Source organism: Aquimarina algicola (assembly GCF_006443095.1).
Lineage (GTDB): Bacteria > Bacteroidota > Bacteroidia > Flavobacteriales > Flavobacteriaceae > Aquimarina > Aquimarina algicola.
In genome coordinates, this window is sequence record NZ_VFWZ01000007.1 from 114286 (window position 1) to 138366 (window position 24081).

The following is a 24081-nucleotide window of genomic DNA, read 5'->3' on the forward strand; positions in this document are numbered from 1 at the left end:
TTCAATTAATCATATGAGCTCAAAAAATATAGGCTTTAATACTATTTGTACACATTTAGGAGAAATTAAAGACCAACAATTTAAAGGGGCAGTATCCCCTATATATATGTCTACATCTTATGCTTTTGAAGATGTTGATATAAAAAGATATCCAAGATATTTTAATACGCCCAATCAAGAAGCACTTGGCAAAAAAATAGCAGCTTTAGAAAAAGGAGAAGCATCACTAATTTTTGGCAGTGGTATGGCTGCTATAAGCACTACGCTATTTGCTTTCCTAAAAAAAGGAGACCATATTGTATTACAACGTGCTATATATGGTGGTACTGCTAATCTTGTTAATGAAGAATTTGAAAAGCATAATATAGAATTTTCTTATGCTGATACTCAAACAGCAGAAGGTTTTTTAGAAAAAATTAAACCCAATACAAAAGTTATCTATATAGAAACTCCTTCGAATCCATTATTATCGATAATAGATATCGAAGCTATTGCCAAAATTGCTAAGGAGAAGAATATTATTACCATTATAGACAATACATTTGCATCTCCAGTTAATCAAAATCCCATACTATTCGGTATTGATATCGTTATACATTCTGCAACTAAATATTTAGGTGGTCATAGTGATATTCTAGCCGGTGCAGTTGTATCTTCTGAAAAAAATATAGACCAAATATTTCAGGTAGCTAAAAACTTTGGTGGTAGTTTAAGTGATTTTACTGTTTGGATGCTTGAAAGAAGTATCAAAACACTAGGGTTAAGAGTAAAACAACAAAATTATAATGCGTTAGAGCTAGCAAAATGGCTTAAAAACCATGATGATATAGCAGAAGTATACTATCCGGGATTATCTTCTCACCCAAACCATGAAATTGCAAAAAAACAAATGAAAGGCTTTGGAGGTATGTTATCATTTGAGCTTAAAGAAGGACTGGATGCCAGTATTTTTCAAAAAGAACTTAACATTATTAAAAGTTCAATGAGTCTAGCAGGAGTAGAAAGTACGATTTTATCACCAGCACTTACATCTCATGCTTTATTATCTCAAGAAGAAAGGCATATACAGGGTATCAAAGACGGTTTATTAAGATTTAGTGTAGGTATTGAAGAAAAAGACGACTTAATAAATGACATACAACATGCTTTAGAAAAAATAAAAGTTACAGCATAAGAATAATAAAAACATATGAAATTAGATATTCTTGCTATTGGTGCACACCCAGATGATGTAGAACTTAGTTGCTCCGGAACTATAGCAAAAGAAGTTGAAAAAGGTAAAAAAGTAGGAATTTTAGACCTTACTCGAGGTGAACTTGGTACTAGAGGTACTCAAGAGATCAGAGATCAAGAAGCAAAAAAAGCGGCAGATATTTTAAATGTTGCTATTCGGGAGAATTTGGGTTTTAAAGACGCATTTTTTACTAACGATAAAACTCACCAGTTACAAATCATTGAAATTATAAGAAAGTACCAACCAGAAATTGTACTCTGTAATGCTATAAAAGATAGACATATTGATCATGGAAAAGCTAGTAAACTTGTTAGTGACGCTTGCTTTTTGTCAGGTTTAAGAAAAATTGAAACCATTTATAATAATGATCTACAAGCACCATGGAGGCCCAAAAATGTTTATCATTATATCCAATGGGCAAATATAAATCCAGATTTTGTTGTTGATATTAGTGAGCATATTGATAAAAAAATTGAAAGTGTTTTAGCATATAGTTCCCAATTTTATGATAAGGACAATAAAGAACCTAATACTCCTATATCGAGTAAGAACTTTTTGGATAGTGTAAAATATAGAGCAGCCGATTTAGGGAGAATTATTGGTGTAAAATACGCAGAAGGTTTTACTGTAGAACGCTATGTAGCAGTTAATTCCATTTTTGATTTAATTTAATGCAAAAAAATGTTTGCAGAAACCAAGAAATGCCTTATTTTTGCAGCCATAAAATTAAATGGTGGTTGTAGCTCAGTTGGTTAGAGCGCCTGATTGTGGTTCAGGAGGTCGTCGGTTCGAGACCGATCTTCCACCCTTAAAAATAAAAAAGCCCTTTTTGAAAGGGCTTTTTTATTTTCTGAAAACTATTACTATTCAATTTTAATTATTCTTGCTCTTTTCCAATTCCATCTACAACAAGTCTATCTATTCTATTGGCAACTTCCCATGCAGTATAAAAAACAAGTTTTGAACGCTTAGCTAAAAGATCATAATCTATTTTATCAGCAGTATCGGTTGGTTTATGATAATCTTCATGAACACCATTAAAATAGAAAATAATAGGTATATTATGTTTTGCAAAATTATAATGATCACTTCTGTAATAAAATCTATTGGGATCATTTTTATCGTTATAGGTATAGTCTAGGTCTAGTTTTGTATACTTTGTATTTACAGCTTCACTTATTGCATGTAATTCTGTACTTAACCTATCACTTCCTATCAAATATATATAGTTTTCTTTTCCTCCTTCATTATGAGCATCATCTATTCTACCAATCATATCAATATTTAGATTTGTAATAGTATTTTCTAGAGGGAAAACAGGATTTTCTGTATAAAACCTAGATCCATACAAACCTTTTTCTTCTCCTGTAACATGCAAAAACAAAATAGATCTTTTAGGGCCTACACCATCCTTTTTAGCTTTCATAAATGCATCTGCTATCTCTAGCAAACCCACTGTACCAGAGCCATCATCATCTGCTCCATTATATATATTCCCACTATCATCAACACCAACATGATCAAGATGAGCAGAAATAACTACTATTTCATCTGGTTTTTCGGTCCCTTTTATATATGCAAGTACATTTTCTGATGATTTGATTCCACCTCTAAAATAACTCTCAGGTATCTCTTGAAAATAATCATCTCCACCCATTGGAGAAGGAATATTCATATTCTTATACTGTGTTTTTAAATATTCTACAGCTTTCTTTTGCCCAGGCTCTCCTGTATCTCTCCCTTCAAAATCATCACCTGCAAATACATACAAATAATCTTTAAGTTCTTTTGCTGTGATACGATTTGCATATTTTTTTGCAACAGAAGTATTACTTATTAATGTTGTATCATTCTGATCAGATTTTTCTGATGTAGAATTTTTAGAAGTCCCGCAACAACAAGCAATTAACAAGCTAGCAATTATAATAATATTTTTCATGTAAATATTTTAGTTTTTGTAAAGCACAAGATAAATAATTCATGCCATATGAGTACACAAACTTAACTGTTTAAAAAACATATTAAATTATTTTCAAAATATTCTTTTTAGATTGAAAAAAGGTTTTATATTTGCACCCGCATTCAGGGAATACTTCATTAGTATTCTATTTATGGAGAAATGGCAGAGTGGTCGAATGCACCGGTCTTGAAAACCGGCGAGGGTCACACCTCCGGGGGTTCGAATCCCTCTTTCTCCGCGAAAAGTCCTACAAAAGGCAACAAAAACCCTCTAATCATTTGATTTAGAGGGTTTTTCATTTTATATGATTTCATTTGATATCATATAATATCATCCTAAAAGGGGCTAATTCGGTGTCACTTAAAAACTATCTCCAACTGACACCGAATAGCATATAAATAATTGATATTCAGTTATTTAAAAATATAACTATTTGATTATTTTTTGCTACATTGAAGTAAATTTTAAATGTATTCGGTGTCAGTTCAGCTCTCCATATTATTTTATATCAAAAAAAGTAAGGCTAATCTTCAGGGATATACCAATATCTATCTACGCATAACCCTAGACGGCAAGCGGGCTGAGTGTAGTATTAATCGAAAAGTACATACCGATTTATGGAATAGTAGGTCACAAAATGCTTTAGGTAATTCACCAGAGAATCAGGAAATAAATAGAGAGATTGACTTAATTAGAAATAAAATCTACACCATAGAACAAAAGTTTCAAAGAGACGGAACAACTTACTCCGCTGTGCAATTACGCGATGTATATCTCGGTAAGGACAAAACAAAAAAGATGCTTCTTGAAATTTTTCAAGAACATAATGATGAAGTTGATAGTCTTATTGGGAAAGATTTTGCCGCAGGAACTGCCGAACGCTATCGAACTTGTAAAAAACACATAGCTGAATTTATTAAGAAGAAATACAAGAAGAATGACATTCCTGTGCAGGATGTAGACCATAAATTCATCACAGGTCTTGAGTACTATCTTAAAACTACTCGTAAGTGTGCCCACAACTCTGCGATTAAGTATATCACCAATTTTAAAAAGATTATTCGAATTGCTCACGCTAATGATTGGATTGATAAAGACCCTTTTTTGCATTGGAAAGCAAAGCTTAAAATTGTAGAGCGTGAATTTTTAACAGAAGAAGAAATTCAGAAGATTATCGAGCTAGAGCTCAAGATGGAACGGCTCGACCAAGTACGCGATATTTTTATCTTTTGCTGTTTTACAGGTCTGGCTTATGCCGATGTAAAAAAAATAAATAGAGGTGATATCGTTTTGGGTACTGATGGTGAGGAATGGGTAAAAACCAAACGCTCTAAAACCGATACTAGAAGTAATATCCCAATTTTACCAATTGCCAAAGTCATCATTGAAAAATACAAAGACAATGAGCAACTAAAAGAAAAAGATTTAGTCCTACCTGTACTAAGCAATCAGAAAATGAATGCGTACATTAAAGAGATAGCAACTTTAGCGGGTATTACCAAAAACCTAACATTTCATTTAGCTCGACATACCTTTGCAACAACGGTAACACTTACCAATGGCGTTCCCATAGAATCCGTAAGTAAAATGCTTGGTCATACCAATCTTAAAACTACTCAGCACTACGCTAAAATCTTGGATATGAAAGTAAGTAAGGATATGGAAATTTTGAGGAATAAGTTTAAGTAGCGATTAAAGAGGCATACCATAGTCCTTATTTCTATTATCATATTTTCGCAAATTATCTTGCTGGCCAGAATTTGGCCTAGTGATTTCCTCTTTTATTTGAAGACCTTTCTGGACAAAATCACTAGCAGCTGTTTTCCAGTTTGTTATTTTAAGTCCTCTGCTCAGTTCCCAATCTCTGGCTTCGTAATATGCATAGAATTTTTTTCCTTGCATAGCTGACCAATTTTTTTCTTTAAAAAAAATTAAAACAACCTGTTCATTTTTTGGCCTTGCCAGTTTATTTAAGTTTTCTATTGTTTTATGTTTATAAGAAGGTACCAGATTTTGGCCTGGTTCTGGGACGCAGTTAGCCAATCTTTGACCATCTGAGGTAAAAAAAATGGACATTTGGACTTTTGAACCTATGGCAGGATGATACGATGGATAGTATCTTAAATAGCCCCAGTCATTAAGGTCTTTAAGATAATTGTGATAGGTCGTTTTTGATTTGAATTTCGCTTTTTCCATAATCCATTCCCTGTTTATAATTATGAACGTTTTAAAGAACTCTCGATTCCATTTCTGAAAGAATGCTAGGTACAATATGATATGACCCTGTTTAATTCTACTGTCATTATTGAAAAGCTCAAAAGCAGCGTTGAGCTGAATGATGTAGTTGACCTTTTTCATTACTCATTCTTATCAATGAACTTCGTTGCTCTATATTTAACTTCTTTCTTTTCTTCAAAATATTTTTTTTCTAAAATCAATTTTTCTTTGGGCGGTTCTGCTGCCTGGAAAAGAGCTTGCATCATAGCCATGGTCGGTTTGGTTTGCGATTTTTCAATATCTTTCATAATAGCTATCATTCCGTTTATTCGCTTTTTGATTAGAACGGAAATTCTGTTTTCCATCGTTTCCATCCGTGGTCCTAAACGCTCCGTCGGGGAAATTCCATTTTCATTAAAAAATTCCATCATTAAGAGTAATGTCATTGATTGCGATTTAGAGAGCATTTTACTAAATTTTCTAAATTCACTAGCCACAGACTTCTTAATCTTTAGCGTTTCAAACTTTTCTTTTTCAAATCCTTTATCCATAGTTTTTAGTAAAATAATTGCCTATTTACAGTGGCTACAAAGTATTTTTAGTAAAAAGTAGCGTTTATATCTAAATCTCAAAAAGCCTAAAAACTGTGCTAGACCCTATAAAATATGGGTTTATAGCGAAAATCGTATAATCGTAACATCGCGAAGCGTGTTACCCTCTTGCTATACAATTCCTTCATTTCATTTCAGGATCTTCATACTTTTCAACCTATGTTGAAAAGCTATTTTGGGCACTTTCAACACCATTACTTTTTTAGTAATAAAATGAAGTTACTTATTTTTAAACAACTGACAATCATATAAATAAACTAATTTTCATATTCATTTTAGATGGTTTTATTTAATGTATTTTGATATATTTTTCCTTTTGAAATCACCTACTTATTATATCTTGAGCGTTTTCCTTTTCTTTTGGTATTGAATTCTATGTGCTTTAATAATTACCAAGTTCATTTGTAGCAAAATGATACAGATTGCGATTCAATTCAGTTTTATTCACTTACTTCCCATAGTGCCATCGCCGTTACCTTTTCGGTAACCGAAACTAAAATTATGACTGAGTAAGAACTTATAAAAGTGAGTGAGCGAACGGTTATGCAGTTCGTCTCTGGCAGAATTTTAAACTTTGTGAAGAAATAGGTTGTGGTAATCTTTTTGCCAGGCGAACGCTGTCGCTTTTTCTGCGACTGGGTTCAAGATAGTGTAGTGAACCTCTTTTCTCGGAATAAAGCTTTTCCTGCCCGTCTGGCAGGCGGGCTCGAAATGTAGAGAAATGGGGTGGAACGGTTAGTAATTACTATATAAATTTAGTGTTATGAGGCGATTAAAAATTCTATTCGGCTCATATTTTTGAATATTTTGAGTTGATTAGGTTGTTTTTATTTATGAAATTTTTAATTAAGCTGTTCTTCAAATGCTTGTTCTACTAATTCGATAATATCATCTAATTCTGAAGCGTGACGTAAATTAACTTCAACATTACCATTACCCCATCTGCCTAAACCACTTATGTCTCTACAAAGATTTTTAGGGTCTTTAATATTTTCGAAATCCATATTTAATGATATACGTAATTTTGATTTTTGAGGTACTACATCAACAAAGTTAGTTTGGGCCTTAAATGCTATGTATAGCTTCTTAAATTCAACTTTTGCGATAGCATCTATATTTAGGACTCTTTTTTCAAATAAACGATAAAGGTCTAGCATATCATTTTGTAAGTGTTCGTACTGGTCTATTGAATATTGAATGGTATCTCTAGTTGTTTCAGGTGCTCTATATATATCCAAAACATCATCATCTAAATAAGGGGATGGCCATACTTTTAATGCTCTTTGAGCTAATTCTCCTGCTCTATTATTGATTGATTGTTCATTCCAAACATCTGCTACTCTAACTGATTTATTTAAGAATAATGGGCTATCATTAAAACCTCCTGTAATGGTCTTTTTACTGGTAAATGGTTTATCTGACAATTCTGAATTATAGGCTGTCAAAGACAGGTTGCCCAGAGTGTGTAAATACCTTTCTTTTACCTGTTTCCAGTTTTCACCTAATTCTTGTTGCCATTCAATTGGCGTTTTTGGGTTTTGTGGTATAATGTGCTCAATAGTATAATTTTCGGCATTAACCAGTTCTTTACGCTTGAAGTTTTCTAAAGATTCTAACAAATAATTTCTTGACCTGAAATTGTATACATCTTTTAATTGAATTTCTTTTGTAAATTCTGCGTCATCAGGAAATCTTCTATATCCATCCATTAACATAAAAGCTGCCTTAATAGATTCTGAATAAGTTTCACTTTTAAGGCTTTTATAAATTGTCGCAAATGTCTTGTTCAAACTGTTGGTTGGTATGCCACAAATAGCTCGTCTAAAAACATAGTTTTTTGTAAGATTGAGAATTTCTATAAATTCATCAAACGTAATATGTTCATTTTTATAATCGCCATAAACTGCCAATAAGAAAGGATAGGACGTATCCATTCGTAATTTGGTAATTTCTTTAAATACAGATTTTAGAGTTTTATCTTCTTCTTTCTGTAAAGCAATAGCAACATAGTATTGTGAATATTTATAAAGACTTTTTACAATGTTTTCAGTTCCTAATTTATCATTATGGTTATTAAAATACAGTTTGAATGTATCATACACTTCTCCAATTTTAGGAATGGTGTTCAACTTCATTGTTAAATAATCCCTCATAAACCAAGGTAAAGCACTTATGTTTTCCCCAAAACTTTGTTCCATAGGATACCAATAGGTTTCGTAGAGGTGTTTTTGAAAGGTGGCTTCTTGCCCCATCAAAATATAATTTCTAATGAGGTCTGCTTGTGAAAGATTTAAACCTGTTGAGTTTAAACTCTCAAATATTAATTGTGGATTATCCTTGTCTCTTTCTAAGGCTACATCTACCACTATTAATTTTTGAAGTCCTTTGTATATTTTATTGATATTGCTTTTATCAATTTGTTTAAAGAAATACTCGTGATTTTCAATAATTCTTTGTGAATGTTTTGTTGGTAACGGTTCATTGGTTAAAAGGTTGGTGAGCGTTTCTTTATCCCTTCTTGTCAACAATAACTTGAAGTACAAATCATTATCTTCTTCTGCATTGAACAAGTAATAATTTTTTAGCTTTTTGGCTGTGGTGTCTACTTCACAGTCTGGATTTTCTTCTATGAACTTTACTATGGCCGCAATTAACAAGGAAATAGTTGTGAGTCTCTGCTGTCCATCAATTACCAAATACTTGTTTATCTCTGCAATTGTATGTATATCTGGTTGAAAGTAAACAATAGAGCCAATAAAATGTCCTTGCTCAGATTTAGATGCTTCCTGTATATCTTTTAGCAATAAAGCACATTGCTTGAATTGCCAACTATATGTGCGTTGATAAATAGGAATGATGAACTGTTTAGGCTCTTTTATAATGGATAACAAATTTTTTGCTGATGCTTTCATAAAGACTGTGTAGGGTTTTTAATTTATGGTGTCATTGTTTTCAAAAGATTCGGTAGGAACTTTAAACATAATTATACCTTTATTATTGAAAGTTTTTGTTCCATTGTTCAACAGCATTATTATAGTCCGTTACATCAAATTGGATTAGGTCTCCCATATATTCAACAATTTCTCTTTGTTGTTTAGATGCATTCGCCATAGTTTCGGTTATTTCAGTATCAAAAATCTTGTTTTGTTCAAGTTCTTCATAGAAATCCAAAACCTTTTTAAACACTTGATTAATTTTAATGTCAATTCCTTTTTCTTTGAAAAAATCGCTTTGATTTAAATAATTAATAATATTAAGATTAACCGTGAAAAGTCGAAGAAATGGATGTGGATGCTTATGTTCTTTATAATAAATTTCAGGAAGGTCGTCACAAAAATTTGCAATGTGATTTAGCAAACAAGAGCATAGGATGATAATCGTAAATTCTGCATTCTCTTGAGTTATTTTATCTCCAAAACTTTTTTTGATATACTGTTGAATATGACTTGCAATAGCAATTGAAGCAAGAGTATCAGCATTGGTTTCAAGATGTTGCTTTACTTTATCATAAGTCGATGTCTTTACGAATCGTTCTTGCAATGTTATGGTCTGCCTTTTTTTTTCGAATTGAATTAAATGGGCAAATTCGTGATAATACGTAAACTGTGTTGCTACTTGAAAAGCCAATGCTGTTATAGGGTTGTCAAAATTCTTAATTATATCTGAATATTGCTTTTCTAAATATTCATCAAAGGATTTATTTTGTAGATAATTGTCTGCGCAATTTTTGATTAAGCCCACATTGATATGAATCGAAAAGGTGTCGTTTTTGTATTGAGCCATTGCATTAGAGTCAAAATACCCTGTATAAATAAAAATGGATGGGTCAATATTGTAATTTTTTAAATTATCGTTTAGATGTTGCCTACAAAATCTATAAAAATCATCACATAAATATTCGAAAGGGGTTCCTCTAAAATCAAATATATCTGCGCTATTGATGGCGTCTTTTTCCTTGGCTAATTTTATTTCAGTATCGTAATTCATCACATTTGATATATAAGATTTTGATAAGAATGCACTCAATTCTTACTTAAAGCTTCTTTTATTACTTTTTCTTTTTAGTCTTGTTTTTAGGCGGTTCGATTATTTTCCCCCAACCATCAGGAACAAATCCATTTTCTTTCATCCACTTGATTGCAGGCGCAACTCTATCTTTTGGATAAACATATTGAGCTTTTCCTTTATCCCAATTCAAGAAATCTTGTTTTATGTACTCATCGCTAATTTCCTGCTTTCTAATAATCCTATTGTTCCAAACCGCATAAAGTGTTGAAATAATTTCAGGAATCTTGTAATCGAAGCTTATAAATTTGTTGATTAATTCACCAATCCTTTGCAGCTCCTTATTAGAGAAAAAATCATAACTGATTTGAGATTTATTATTCTTGTCACCAGGTAAAATTCTGTTCATATTACCCAACTTTTGCTTGTAAAACCAACCCGCCTTTATAGTTTGTTGAAAGAAAGCATAAGTAAATTTGTTGTCGTAAGGACCAGCCGTTTTTTGCTTATATTCTTGACCGAAATTTCTTTTTAGAATATGGTAATCCGCTAGATACAATAACTTTTCAAACTTTGTGTCTCCGAACTTTTCATCATTGGCAGATTTATTAATTATGTAAGAAGCTAGCATCTTTCGTTTGACAAAGTGTTTTTCTTCTATGTCTTGTAAAGTAGGTAGTGCTATGACTTTAGTTCCCTTATTTTCATTACTTTCAAAGGCTTCTTTTAAAACTGCTTGCACTAGCATTTTAGCGTTAGTTTCGCTTTTGGCTATTTCATGTTTTAATGACTCACTTCTTGCTTTTAAACCGTCAATTTTTTCAATAATAGCCTCTTGTTCATCTTGGGACGGAAATGGAATAAGAATGTTGTCCATTTTACCTTTTGGCAAGCCTTCTCGTCCAGCTCCTGTTTGACATCGGATAATTTCAGATTGAAAATAAGGTGAACAAATTACACTATGAAGATAGTAGCTGATTCGTGAAAAAATAGGTCTTATGATAGCAACGTGCTGATTGATATTAGCGGTATCAAAATCTTTTGATACAACACAGCACCTACCTATCGAGCCCCCAGTAATATTTAAAAGTAAATCTTCTGACTGAACTGATGTGCTCTTCATACTCAAATGTATCGATTCTGAAATATGAGCTATATTATCTAAGATTAAACCATAATCATAAACATTTTGTGAACGTATAAATTTGATCCCACTATGAATATAAACTGATTTACCGCCCCTAGGTGTTTTACCTGAACCTGTTTTCGAACATAAATTACCAAGTCTAATCCAATCCCAATTTTCAGGGATTTCAAAAGGAATTTCTTCCTTTGAAATTTTTGGCAGAGGTTTTTCTTTCTTTATTTTTTTCTCTTTTATGAGTTTTGCCTTTTCAGCTTTTATTTGCTTTAGTAATTCAGATGCTGGCTCAATATTTTTATTAGTTTTACGCCAATCTTCTGTCAGTTTTCCTTGAATTGCGTCTTGTAAAATGGATTGTTTTAGTTTACCAACAATATCATTTTGACTCCTTATGTTTTTTGAAATTTCTTTGCATTTCTCATAATCAAGTAATGCTTTATTAATTTCATTTTTTAGCTTTTTATAACCATTTACAGATTTACCTTGGGATAGTTTTATAGCATCTAACTGTTCTTGTTCGTTACATTTTGGCAACAAAAGAGCTTTCAATTTACTCGCATTTACACTTGGTCTAAATTCTCCTTTATTCAAAGACGTAACTTGAGACCAATAAACATAACTATTTAAGAATAGGTTTAAAAACTCTGGATTACTATTTTCATTTGCCCTGATGCGAATTAAATATCCCGCGAATACCGATTTTTTTTGGGGATTTGTAATTAAAAAACTTTTCCCAGTTGTTCCTCCTGTTCTGGCTATTAAAAGGTCTTCTTGTTCTAATAAATATGTTTCTTCATCCGAACAGTCACAATATGGAACAGATTCCCAATCTACTTTTCCATCTGTGATATCACTTATTCTTAAAAATTTATTTGTGCCACTTTTTAAGGCAGATGCATTGTATCCATATTGAGTACCTTCAATCAGTTTGTTAAGTTTAATTGTGGAATTATTTAAATCAAAAAAATATTTGAGAATTATAGTATTCTTAATTTGAGCCTTTATCTGTTCTTCATCTGTAATAAAGGTTAGCGGAACGTATCTAAACTTCAAACTCATTAACTTATTTCATTTAATAGGTTTGCAATTTTTTTCTGGCTCACTTGTAGTTTTTCAATTAACTCGCTTTTTGAAAATTCTATTTCTTCAACTTCTTCAAATGGGTTTTTAATATCTAAATCCCAATTTTTTAAATCCTTTATATTTACTTTCCAAGCCAATTCACTTTCTTTTCTATTACTCCACCATTTTATGATTGGTTCAAACTCGTTAAATTGTATCGGTTTTGTTTTACTATAACTTTTTTGCCCCTCTGGTAATTTGTGTTCGTAGTACCAAATATCTTTCGTCTTACCACCTTTTTCAAAAAATAATAAGTTAGTACTAACTGTTGCAGGGAAAAATGTGCTTTGTGGTAAACGTATGATTGTATGTAAATTACAATCGGTCAATAACTTTTCTCTTATTCTTGCTTTTACACCATCACCTGTAATAGAACCATCAGGTAAAACGATAGCACAACGCCCTTTTGGCTTTAATAACTGTAACATTAAAATCACAAATAAGTCTGCTGATTCTTTACACCGATATGTAGAAGGGAAGTTGGTTACCACACCATCGGCAATACTTGCACCAAATGGCGGATTTGCCAAAATAACATCTACCTGGTCTTTTCGCCCAATACTATTGTATTCTTTTTTAAGACTGTCAATATAATGATAGTCTGGTACTTCAATTTCGTGTAGAATCAGGTTTGTTAATCCTAATACAAAGGGTACTGGCTTAAACTCCCAACCTGTGATACTTTTTTGCAAAATGTGTTCATCATCAACCGTTTTTACATATTTCTCACGAACGTGGTCAATTGCTTCCGTTAAAAACCCAGCCGTTCCCGATGCTGGGTCTAATACTTTTTCGCCCAGTTTAGGATTGGTCATTTCAGTCATTAATCGCGTAACTGCCCTTGGTGTGTAATATTCGCCTTTGTTACCAGCGTCTCTTAATTCTACTAAAATACTTTCGTAAATAGTACCAAAAACTTGCTTATCCTTTGAACTATTAAAATCAATTTTATTCAGTTCATTAATTACTTTTCGCATTTCATAACCTGACTTCATAAAGTTATTTGTGCCATCAAAAATTTGCTGAACTATACTTGCTCGTTTTGGGTTTTCGGGATTGGTTAATGTGCTTAATGTCGCAAAAAGACCTTTGTCATTTTGTGTTGTTCTGTCAATAAAATCGAGCAATTCGTCTCCTGTAATACCTTCTGCGTCTGTTGCCCAATTTCGCCATTGAAATTTTGTAGGGATTACAGATTCGTAATTATCTTTTATGATTTCAAGTTCTTGGTCTTTGTCGTCAATTATTTTTAGAAAAAGCATCCAACCCAACTGTTCCAATCTTTGAGCATCTCCAGAGATACCCCTGTCTTGACGCATTATGTTTCTTATGCTCGTTATTACTGCTCCTACGTTCGCCATTTTATGCTATGCTGTTGTATAATTCTGTTTCTAATTCTTTTAATGCTGATAAATATTGTTGTTTCCCACCAAAAGCTTGTATCAATTCCATCGGTGTGCCCAACTTATTTAATGGGTCGAGTTTTAAAACTTCTGTACTTTCAATTGTTAGTAAGCCATCTTCTGCGTACTTATCTAAAAGACTGTTTAAAATCGTTTGTGCTTTTTCGCCATATTTGGTAAAATAATTTCGCTTCTTAACGTTGTTGGCTCTTTCCTTTCTTGTTAATGGTTTCGCCTCAAACGCTAAATGGCAAATCAAATCGAATGGGTCAAAATCTTTACCTACTTCTTCCTTTAGTGCATCAAAGAAAATCCCTTGTTCTTCTAACTCTTGGATAATTGCCTCTTTCTTTTCTGCTTTGTTCCAATGGGTGAGGAATTTTTCTAACGTTTGGTAGTGTTTTGTAATGTTGTTCTTTGTGTAATCTTTTAAGCTTTCTGTGATGATTTTCCCGTCCGTTCCTAGATATTGAATGCGCTCGTTTACAATTTTTACTGGAACTCCATTTACCCTGATTTTTCCGCTTGGTTCGTTGATAATATCTCCTCCACCTTCGATTTCAGGATAATCAGGTTCTTCGGGAAATTCAATTTCTTCTCCGTCTAAAATATCTGTGATAATTTCTTCTGTTGTTTCATCTTCAACACCACTTAAATCATCGTCTTCATTTATTTGCTTAATCATTACTGGGTCTCCATCAAAATCAGGGTCAGCAAATAAGTTGGTAACATTACGGAAATCCATAATCGTAAAATACGTTTTACCATATTCTTCATTTATTCGAGTTCCTCGACCAATTATTTGTTTGAATTCAGTCATTGAACCAATATTACTATCTAAAACAATCAACTTGCACGTTTGAGCATCGACACCTGTTGTCATTAATTTGGAAGTCGTTGCAATTACAGGATATGGTTCACTTGGATTTATAAAACTGTCTAATTCTCGCTTGCCTTCTTCATTGTCGCCTGTAATTTGCATTACATATTTATTGTTCTGCGAGAATAAATCGGAATTAGTGTTTGCCAATTCTGTTCGCATCCCTTCTGCGTGTTCAATATCAATGCAAAACACAATCGATTTTGCAAAACGGTCATAACCCTTTAAAAACTCCGTTATTTTGTTTGCCACAGATTGTCTGCGTTCATCAACAACTATGTTTTTATCAAAATCAGTTCTGTTGTAAATTCTATCTTCTACTGGGTTTCCATTTTTGTCTAAAAATCCTATTGGTGGTCGCCAACCTTCGGCATCAATGTCTAAAGTTACTTTTACAACCTTATAAGGTGCTAGAAAACCATCGTCAATTCCTTGTTTTAAAGAATACGTGTAAATTGGTTCTCCGAAGTAGTCAATGTTTGAAACCTCAGTAGTTTCTTTTGGCGTGGCTGTTAAACCAACGTGAGTAGCTTTATCGAAGTATGCGAGAATTTCACGCCATTTGCTATCTTCTTTTGCACTTCCTCTATGACACTCGTCAATAATTATCAAATCGAAAAAATCAGGGCTGAATTGTTTATATGCATCTTCTGATTTGCTGTCCGATAGTCCTTGATACAACGCTAAATAAATATTGTAAGCTGTATCAATTTTTTTCTTTTTTATTATGGTCATTGCTTCCTTAAAAGGCGCAAAGTCTTTACGGAATGTTTGGTCAATTAAAGCAGTTCTGTCTGCCAAGAAAAGTATTCTCTTTTTCGCTCCACTTTTCCATAATCTCCAAATAAGATGAAAGGCTGTGTATGTTTTACCGCAGCCAGTAGCCATTACCAATAAAATTCTGTTCTGTCCTTTGGCTACAGCTTCAATAGTTCTATTGATAGCAATTTGCTGATAATATCTTGGTGTCTTTCCAGAGTTGTCTTGAAAATAGTCTTGTTTTGCTATTTCCTCAACTTCTTCTGTTTCAATTCCTTTATACTTTTTATATTTTTTCCAAAGTTCTTCGGGACTTGGGAATTCGTCTAAAGCGATTTCTTTTTCAATTGTTCCATCGGTTGCGGTTTTATCGTGAAAACAAAATCCGTCTCCATTACTGCTAAACACACAGGGGATGTCCAAAGTATTGGCATAGCCAAGAGCTTGTTGTATTCCACTTTTTATGCTATGCTTATTATCCTTTGCCTCAATGATAGCAATCGGAACATTTGGTTTGTAGAATAAAATATAGTCGGCAAATTTTCTTTTACCTCTTGCGGTCAGTTTCCCTTTAACATAGATTCGACCATCCGTGAAAAATATTTCTCGACCAATTTGAGTTTGCTCATCCCAACCTGAATTCAGTATTGCAGGCGTAATGAATTTCGCTTTTATATCAGATTCGGATAGGTCTTTTTTGTTCATCTATTTTAGTTTACTAAAAATTTATTCATACTATTCACAGTATTACTTTTTCCTCATTTTAAATATTTGCAATTACTTCATTCTTTAGCTACTCAAAAGCTTTTTCTTGATTGCATTCTATACCTGCCCTCAATAAAGCCTCCATATCTCCTGTGAAATTTGGGTTTTGCTCTTTACATTTTGCGATATAATTTTTCAGAATCATAAATCACTTTCCATTTTAACGTTCACATCAACTTTCCAGCGATTACTAACCGCACCAGGCTTCTCTTTTGATTTTGGACTCAATAACGTAGGATAAAATTTAAGGTTACTTAAATGTTCGTAAAGACAGGCGGTTTTATCTGTTTCCCCTTCAACTTCTTGTAATATAAAACCGAGACGTTGCAATACACTTTTATGTGGATACCAATCAAGCAATCTCGCTATGTCTTCTTGATTAATAACTTCAATGAGTTCTTCTATTACAGTGAACACTCTGTTTAGCCCACCTATTTTTGACTGATGATAGAGTAAATCGGCAGCCGTTAGGGCTGGACTTGATATATTGAATAATCCTGAATCGCTTTTGCGGGATACTATGTTATCTTTATTCCATTTATTGGTACTTATAAAATGAATCTGAATTGCATTCTTCTTTATGTCCAAAAAGGCAGAACCACTGTGAATCACATAATCCTTCTGAATTTGCTGGTGTGCCGCTCCATGAAAGCGAGCTGCAGAATATAAGCCCACATAATACTTACGCTTTAAAAAAGAGAACAGCTTATCGACGTATAGTTCCAAAGGTAATTTACCTTGCCTTGAATAACGTGGCGGAATGATTAAATAGAAATGATGCCTTAGCGGAACAATGTCGCCTTTTTGAGTAGCATATTTTAAATCATTGTTTACCGATGTTTCGGACTTATCTTTATAAGCCTCAGCAATTTCATCAAAAGTGAATGCATAATTTTCAAGCGATAATTGATTATTAATAAAGGCTGATAAAGTCAATCTTAGTAAATTTTTGAGAAAGGTAGTAAAAATCACCCTTTTTCTCGAAAGTTTACTAAAGTATTTTATATTTAAATAGCTTTGTATACATTTAAAATCTATTATGAACTACCTTTTTATCTGCTCCGCTAACAAACAACGCTCAATAACAGCTGAGGACTACTTTGCTGAAAAGTATCTCGAACACAAATTCCGAAGTGCTGGAACTAATAATAAAATTTGTAGAAAGGAAGGCACTACTGAATTAACTGAAGATTTATTACAGTGGGCAGATAAAGTCTTTGTGATGGAAAAAAAACATCTTGGCCAGATTCAAAAGCATACTGGGTCAACATATTATTCAAAGATTACAGTATTACATATTCCTGACGTTTATCAATATTATGACAAAGCGCTATTAAGAATTTTGGACGAGAGAATTGTGCTTTAGAATAGCCATTATAATGGTAATTTTATGTACTAAACTATGGTATTTACCAATATAATGGTAACTGTTATACCAAGTTTAACTTTTCAATAATTCAAAGAGCTTTACATTAAGATACAGATTTTCTACGCCTACTTTCTGGGATTTCAATACGCCGATATCTTCTAACGCATTGAGATATTCTGCAGCTGTTTGGCGTTTCGCAATATCATTATCAACCAAATATTTTACTTTACTGTAAGGCTGCTCAAATAGAATTTCAATCAACTCCTTAGAATACACTCGTTTTGGTAAATTTGTTTTTGCAAACGCAATGGTTTCCTGCATCAAACTATTAATATCATTTATCTTATTAAGTGTGTATCTCGAGGTTTCTTCAATTCCTTTAAGCATAAAGAGCACCCAATCTTCCCAGGCTTGCTGTTCTGTTACGTTTCTTAGAAGTCTGTAATATTCATTTTTATTTTCAATGATAAACTTACTGAGATATAAAATGGGTTTATCTAATAATCCCTTTTCTACAATGTAAAGCATGTTAAGCACCCTGCCAGTTCTACCATTACCGTCAAAAAATGGATGTATCGCCTCAAACTGATAATGCATGAGGGCTAACTTGACTAGTTGGTCAATAGTATCGTCCTCGTGAATAAAATTTTCCAAATTTCTCAATAAATCTCGAATCGTTTCCTCTCCAGTTGGTGGCGTGTACAGCACCTTATTATTGCTAGATATAGTTGTTCCTGGTGCATTACGTATTCCAGAATTATTTTCCTTAATGGTTTGTACAATCTTTATGAAAGAATTTGTTGAAAGTGGTCTGTTTTTTAAATCATTAAATCCCTCCCACAGTGCTTGTCTATACCTCAAAACTTCTTTTGTTTGTGCGTCAGTCCCTGAGATATTAGAAGAAAAAGCTTTATATAGGCTATCTTGTGTTGTAATTATATTTTCAATTTCAGAACTGTCTTTTGCTTCTTGCAATGTAATGGCATTGACCAGCATAGACTGATTTGGAATTTCGTCTGCCCGTCCTTTTAACTCCGCTAAAATTTTATTTGAAGCGATGGCTTGCTTCAATACTTTTTTAGTCTCAACTTCTGTAGCTGGCGGTAATAGTGGTAAATTGTTATAAGGTTTTTCGGGATGGTACATACAATCGACATATTGAGGTTAGTATGTCGATGATTTCGACACAATGCAAATATATGTCGAAATTTTGTTATTTTATAGACATATTTCATTAAATCACCATACTGAATGTGTTCAAATGATGTCAAGTACACATAATCTTTCCTAAACTCACAAACTTTTGTTAAAAAGGGGCGAATTCGGTGTCAGTAAATTTTGAGGGTTGTTTTAAGCCCTGTAAATGCTATAAAATTGAGATTTTGGATAGTTCCTCTTTCTCCGCAGAGGATTTATGAAAATCCATCAAAAGCCGATAAGCAATATGTTTATCGGCTTTTTTAATTCTATTTATTCTCAAAAATTCCCATAATAGCATCATAATTAACCAATTAAGAACTTATAAGAATTATAATATTTAATCAATAAATTCGGTTAACCTAAAAACTAAATCGTATTTTAAAATAAGATTTTTTAATACTAATTCGTTATTTTTAAAGTCTAATACTTTTTCTAACCCTAAAGACGTCTAATTTGAAGATTAAAAAATTCTGGAAACGAATTTTATTAGCACTACTCTTGATTCCTCCTGTATTAGTAGGAGGCATATTGCTATATATTCAAAGTAACCAATCTGAAATTATTAAAGGAGAAATAGTAAAACTAAACAAAGAACATAAAGGTCTTATTAGTGTTGGTAATAGTGAATTATCCTTGTTTGGTAGCTTCCCTTATATCTCTATAAAAGTTGATGATGTGCAAGTTTTTGAAACAAAAGAAGATCATGCACCTATTATAATGGATGTAAAAGAGATATACATAGGTTTCAATCTATGGGATATTGTAAAAGGAAATTATGATATTCAGTCTTTATTAATTGAAGAAGGCGTTTTTAATATTGTTATTCATGAAAATAATACTACTAATATTCAAAACTCCTTAGCGAATACCTCTGAAACAGAAACACCTTCAACCAACATTCATCTAAAAAAGATTAAACTTAAAAATCTAGACATTCACACACTAGATGAAGCTACCAATACAGATGTCGAAAAATTTATATATGCAGGTAAAGGGGGGTTTAGCAGAAAAGATAGTATAATCGCCGGGCATATCGATACAGATTTTGAATTAAATGTAATCAAGGACGGAGATACAACCTTTATCCATAAAAAGCATTTTGAAATTCACACAGACCTGATATTTAATGAATATACTGGTATTATTGATATACAACCCTCTGGTATCGTAATGGAAAATGGCGATTTTGAATTAGAAGGTTCTATAGACACAAAGAATGATGTAGATCTTGACCTCTCTATAAAAGGAACAAAACCTAATTTTGATATGCTTATCGCTTTTGCTCCGACAGATATAATACCTGTTCTAGAAAAATACAAAAATGCTGGTGAAATCTATTTTAATGCTAGTATTAAAGGACCAGCTAACAAAGGAAACAGACCTTTTATTAATGCCAGTTTTGGAGCAGGAAAAGCCTTTTTGGAAAATACCGCAAAAGAAAAAAAGATTGATCATATGGGATTCAACGGTCATTTTACAAATGGAGAAAATAGAGACGCAAGTACTATGGAATTTTCTCTAACCGATATGACTGCCTCTTTAGAAAAAGGAGAATTCAAAGGGTCTGTTTTTGTCAAGAATTTTGAATCTCCAGAAGTGGACATGCAAATAAGTTCGAATTTTAGTTTAGATTTTATCGCTGACTTTTTAGAACTAGAGCAAGTACAAGATACCTCAGGGGAAGTTTCGCTGAAAATGAATTTTCACGATATAATTGATATTGATAACCCTGAAGAAGCATTACAAAAACTTAATCAGGCATACTTTACAGAATTAATCATAAAAGACTTAAGCCTAGTTTCCAAAGAACTCCCCGCGCCTTTGCATGATTTGAATGTGCATTTAGTAATGAATGGTAAAGAAGCAACGCTAAACCAGTTTGAGCTACTGATGGGAAATTCGGACTTATCCATAAGTGGTTTTCTTTCTGATTTACCTGCAATTGTACATCATACTAATATTCCGGTAGAAGCTCATTTAGATATTGTCTCTAATCATTTAGATATTGCTCAATTAACTGGTTTTTCAAAAAAAGACTCTACTCAAACCGGTTTAGATGAACAAATAAAAGATTTAAAATTAGGGCTTTCTTTTAAATCCTCTGCAAAAGATTTTACTGAATCTAAATATTTGCCCAAAGGTGAATTTTTTATCGATAGTTTAAATGCAGACTTGAAACATTATCCTCACAAACTACACGATTTTCATGCCGATATACTAATAGATAATCAAGATTTAGAAATAAAAGATTTTACAGGGTATATAGATGATAGTGATTTTCATTTTGATGGACTAATACACGATTATGCTTTTTGGATGCAACCTCAACTTAATGGAGATGTTGATCTAGATATCAATCTTACTTCTAACAAGTTAAGACTAGAAGATGTTTTTTCTTATAAAGGAGAAAATTATGTCCCAAAAGAGTATCGACATGAAACTTTCGATAATTTGGCATTGCATTTTACTTCTAGTATGCATTATAAAGATTCTACTTTACAATCTATCGATCTATCTTTAGACAAGTTAGATACAAAAATGAAATTACATCCTCTTCGCTTTGATAATTTTAGAGGAAATATACATTATGAAGAAGAACATTTGGTTATAAAAGACTTTCATGGAGAAATAGGGTCTACCAATTTTAATTTTGATTTAAACTATTATTTAGGAAAAGATCCACAAATAAAGAAAAGAGATAATTATCTCGAAGTAAAAGCAAATTATATTGACTTTGATGCACTTTTTAATTTTAATTTAAGTGCTCCAAAAACAACAGAAGTTGTTACTTCAAAAACAGAAGATATCAAAGAACATGCAGATGCCTTCAACCTGTACGAATTACCATTCACCGATATGCAATTTAAAGCAGATATCGCCCACTTTATTTACCATAGAATAGATCTTCAAAATATCAAAGCAGATTTAAGAACAACACCTAACCATTACATTTATATTGACACACTAGATATGGATGCTGCAGGAGGAAGTATTAGATTAAATGGTTATTTTAATGGTAGCGACCCAAAACATATCTATATGCAGCCGGATTTGGTTATGAATAATGTTGATTTGGATAAATTACTGTTTAAATTCGAAAATTTTGGACAAGACCATCTCGTTTCAGAAAATTTACAAGGAAAACTCACTTCTAGAATTAAAGGTAAAATAAGAGTATATCCTGATATGGTGCCAGATCTAGATCAGTCTACTATAGAAATGGATGTAAAAGTATTAAACGGAAAATTAAAAAATTACAAACCAATGCTAGCCTTTTCAGATTATATGGGAGATAAAAACTTGCAAAACATAAAATTTGATACGCTACAAAATAGTTTGGATATAAAGAAAGGAAAAATTAATATTCCTTCTATGACGATCGAATCTACATTAGGTCATATGGAATTATCCGGTACACATGATAAGAATCAAAATATTGATTATTATTTACGTATACCATGGAAAACTGTGAGAAAAGCTGCTTGGCAAAAACTATTCGGAAGTAAGAAAGATACAATCAGTGGTCAGCAGCAAGAAGACGAAATTGTAGAAGTAGATCCTAATAAAAAAATAAAGTACCTCAACCTAAAGATCAAAGGAAACATAGACGACTACAAGATTTCATTAGGTAAGAAAAAAGAAAAGTAGTATTTAACTCTTGTAAAAATATTACCAATCATATCATCAATATTCTAAACTAATAAATTACAAAAACTTACCCTCGTTTCTTGTATGTGATTATATATTTTACACTTAAAATCTATTAAGAGCATATTTAAAGCTAATCATAAAATACTGTTGTAATACAGTACCTCTTCTATCTTTTATAAAATCATTTGTAGTTGTTCTTCTACTATTAATGCTTTGGTTCAATATATCATAAGCCAGTAAACTAATGGTAGCTTTATCATTAAAAAGTTTCATCCCTAAATCTATATTCCAAAAATAGGCGCACTTATCAAAACCTGGATCTATATTACCATTGTATAGATATGTGAAGTAATTATTTAAAATAATATTTTTAGGCCATTCGAAAGTAGTCCTAATGGAAGTATTCTGACTATTAAATTTTAAATCTTCAAAAGCTTCTTGACTCTAATTTGTTTTTGCGTAAGAGAAATTATAAAGGAATTCTAGACCTAAAATATCATTAAAATGTAAAGTCCAGTTACACTTTGACTAGTATTACTTATAGATTGATAACAGTTTGTTTAGGCTCTCAAACTAATTTTATACCCAGTTTAAACCTGGTAGTACACCAAAAAAATAAAAACAATGAAAGAATCAATAAAATCAATTTTTAATCCTTTAAAAATAGGGCGATACATTGCAAAAAACAGAATTTTTATGGCTCCTATGAGTCGTTATAGAGCCATAGAAGGAGGCATTAATCCTGAAATGACAATCGAATATTATCGACAACGAGCAACTGCTGGTGTAATAATGGCTGAATCCACTCAAATTAATAAAGGATCAGGAGGCATTAACTGCCCGGGGATTTATAATGAAAATCAAGCAGCATCCTGGAAAAAAGTGACAGAAGCTGTGCATAAAGAAGGTGGACTAATATTTCTTCAATTATGGCACTCAGGCCGTGCTGCACACAAATCAATTCTTCCAGAAGGTTGTGAGGTTGTTGCTCCTTCTTCTATTGCCAGTACTGAAAAAGTAATGACTTATGAAGGAATGCAAACACCAACATTACCTAGAGAATTAACTCTCAAAGAAATCAAACAATTACGACAAGATTATGCAGAAGCAAACCAATTTGCGCTACAGGCTGATTTTGATGGAGTAGAGATTCATTCCGCCGGAGGGTTTCTAATCGATACTTTTTTACAAGAAGAGACAAATCATCGTACCGATGAATATGGTGGATCATTAGAAAACAGGTTTCGGTTTTTGGGTGAAATCCTTGATGATGCTGTATCCATATGGGGCTCTGATCGTGTAGGAGTTAAACTATCTCCTGTAAGTGCATATAATGATATGGGAAAAGGCGATGTTCTAACTACTTTCAAATATGTCATTGATCAATTAAACAAATATCAACTTGCTTTTTTGGAAGTGAATGAATCAATGCCTTTTAGTAACCTATCTGAGAGTCAAAAAGCTACTATCGAGGAGTTACAGTCTTTATATCAAGGAGTATATATTGCCAATGGAAATTATACTGCTGAATCTGGAGCAAAACGTATTGAAAATGGTAAAGCGACTGCGATTTCATATGGTCGTTTTTATATTGCAAATCCCGACTTGGTAGCACGATTTAAACAAAATGCTCCTTTAAATGAACTGAATGTAGATCTATTCTATGGAGGTGATCATACTGGCTATACGGATTACCCATTTTTAGAAGAAACAATAACTACTATTTCTAAATAATCTGAACTATAATGGCTTTAAGTAAAA

16 protein-coding genes, 2 tRNA genes and 1 pseudogene are annotated in these 24081 nt (G+C 32.4%); 8 read left to right on the forward strand and 11 right to left on the reverse strand.

All coding sequences use genetic code 11. From position 1 onward, the window contains the following. Window positions 1–13 precede the first annotated feature (13 nt). The 3 genes from FHK87_RS19595 (at window position 14) to FHK87_RS19605 (ending at window position 2042) form a co-directional block, all read left to right on the forward strand. The gene (locus tag FHK87_RS19595) at window positions 14–1174 is read left to right on the forward strand and encodes a trans-sulfuration enzyme family protein (RefSeq protein ID WP_140595565.1); all 1161 of its coding nucleotides are present in this window, start codon (window positions 14–16) and stop codon (window positions 1172–1174) included. Between the two features lie 15 nt (window positions 1175–1189). Next, window positions 1190–1906, forward strand: coding sequence for a bacillithiol biosynthesis deacetylase BshB1 (gene bshB1 / locus FHK87_RS19600; RefSeq protein WP_140595569.1), 717 nt, complete (start codon window positions 1190–1192; stop codon window positions 1904–1906). A 60-nt stretch (window positions 1907–1966) separates the two neighbouring features. After that, window positions 1967–2042, forward strand: a tRNA-His gene (locus FHK87_RS19605). A gap of 69 nt (window positions 2043–2111) precedes the next feature. Here the strand turns inward: FHK87_RS19605 and FHK87_RS19610 are convergent. Beyond that, the gene (locus FHK87_RS19610) at window positions 2112–3173 is read right to left on the reverse strand and encodes a M28 family metallopeptidase (protein ID WP_140595572.1); all 1062 of its coding nucleotides are present in this window, start codon (window positions 3171–3173) and stop codon (window positions 2112–2114) included. Between the two features lie 174 nt (window positions 3174–3347). Between FHK87_RS19610 and FHK87_RS19615 the strand changes: the two genes are divergently transcribed. Next, a tRNA-Ser gene (locus FHK87_RS19615) sits at window positions 3348–3432 on the forward strand. A 230-nt stretch (window positions 3433–3662) separates the two neighbouring features. Further along, window positions 3663–4883, forward strand: a complete 1221-nt coding sequence (locus FHK87_RS19620) for a site-specific integrase (protein WP_140595575.1) — start codon at window positions 3663–3665, stop codon at window positions 4881–4883. 3 nt (window positions 4884–4886) lie between these two features. Here FHK87_RS19620 and FHK87_RS19625 read toward each other — a convergent pair whose 3' ends face one another. The 8 genes from FHK87_RS19625 to FHK87_RS19665 form a co-directional block, all read right to left on the reverse strand. After that, window positions 4887–5552 (reverse strand): hypothetical protein, encoded by a 666-nt coding sequence (locus FHK87_RS19625; RefSeq protein WP_140595578.1) that lies wholly within the window; start codon window positions 5550–5552, stop codon window positions 4887–4889. Continuing rightward, window positions 5552–5962 (reverse strand): BfmA/BtgA family mobilization protein, encoded by a 411-nt coding sequence (locus FHK87_RS19630; protein WP_140595581.1) that lies wholly within the window; start codon window positions 5960–5962, stop codon window positions 5552–5554. Before FHK87_RS19630 ends, FHK87_RS19625 begins: the two co-directional genes overlap by 1 nt. A 902-nt stretch (window positions 5963–6864) precedes the next feature. Next, window positions 6865–8934, reverse strand: coding sequence for a DUF262 and DUF1524 domain-containing protein (locus FHK87_RS19635; RefSeq protein WP_140595584.1), 2070 nt, complete (start codon window positions 8932–8934; stop codon window positions 6865–6867). 82 nt (window positions 8935–9016) lie between these two features. After that, window positions 9017–10009 carry a hypothetical protein gene (locus tag FHK87_RS19640; protein ID WP_140595587.1) on the reverse strand — a complete coding sequence of 331 codons (993 nt, stop codon included), beginning with the start codon at window positions 10007–10009 and terminating at the stop codon, window positions 9017–9019. Window positions 10010–10070: 61 nt separating this feature from the next. Continuing rightward, window positions 10071–12230 carry a restriction endonuclease subunit S domain-containing protein gene (locus FHK87_RS19645; protein WP_140595590.1) on the reverse strand — a complete coding sequence of 720 codons (2160 nt, stop codon included), beginning with the start codon at window positions 12228–12230 and terminating at the stop codon, window positions 10071–10073. Next, complete coding sequence (locus FHK87_RS19650; protein WP_140595593.1) at window positions 12230–13654, reverse strand: class I SAM-dependent DNA methyltransferase; 1425 nt, start codon at window positions 13652–13654, stop codon at window positions 12230–12232. The genes FHK87_RS19645 and FHK87_RS19650 overlap by 1 nt, the downstream gene beginning before the upstream one ends. A gap of 1 nt (window position 13655) precedes the next feature. Further along, complete coding sequence (hsdR, locus tag FHK87_RS19655; protein WP_140595596.1) at window positions 13656–16040, reverse strand: EcoAI/FtnUII family type I restriction enzme subunit R; 2385 nt, start codon at window positions 16038–16040, stop codon at window positions 13656–13658. Between the two features lie 201 nt (window positions 16041–16241). Continuing rightward, window positions 16242–17036 carry a type IV toxin-antitoxin system AbiEi family antitoxin domain-containing protein gene (locus FHK87_RS19665; protein ID WP_140595599.1) on the reverse strand — a complete coding sequence of 265 codons (795 nt, stop codon included), beginning with the start codon at window positions 17034–17036 and terminating at the stop codon, window positions 16242–16244. Window positions 17037–17139: 103 nt separating this feature from the next. Between FHK87_RS19665 and FHK87_RS19670 the strand changes: the two genes are divergently transcribed. Continuing rightward, window positions 17140–17466: a phosphotyrosine protein phosphatase gene (locus tag FHK87_RS19670; protein WP_140595602.1), complete on the forward strand. Its 327-nt coding sequence runs from the start codon at window positions 17140–17142 to the stop codon at window positions 17464–17466. Between the two features lie 75 nt (window positions 17467–17541). Here FHK87_RS19670 and FHK87_RS19675 read toward each other — a convergent pair whose 3' ends face one another. Continuing rightward, entirely contained in the window at window positions 17542–18615 is a 1074-nt protein-coding gene (locus tag FHK87_RS19675) for a Fic family protein (RefSeq protein ID WP_140595605.1), read from the reverse strand. Window positions 18616–19122: 507 nt separating this feature from the next. Between FHK87_RS19675 and FHK87_RS19680 the strand changes: the two genes are divergently transcribed. Then, window positions 19123–22317 (forward strand): AsmA family protein, encoded by a 3195-nt coding sequence (locus FHK87_RS19680; protein ID WP_140595608.1) that lies wholly within the window; start codon window positions 19123–19125, stop codon window positions 22315–22317. 105 nt (window positions 22318–22422) lie between these two features. Here FHK87_RS19680 and FHK87_RS19685 read toward each other — a convergent pair. Further along, a pseudogene (locus FHK87_RS19685) lies at window positions 22423–22734 on the reverse strand (outer membrane beta-barrel protein); the annotation flags it as partial. A 210-nt stretch (window positions 22735–22944) separates the two neighbouring features. On the opposite strand from FHK87_RS19685, the gene FHK87_RS19690 reads away from it, so the two are divergent. Beyond that, a complete protein-coding gene (locus FHK87_RS19690) occupies window positions 22945–24054 on the forward strand; it encodes an alkene reductase (RefSeq protein ID WP_140595614.1) in 1110 nt (369 codons plus the stop codon). The last annotated feature ends 27 nt before the right edge of the window (window positions 24055–24081 follow it).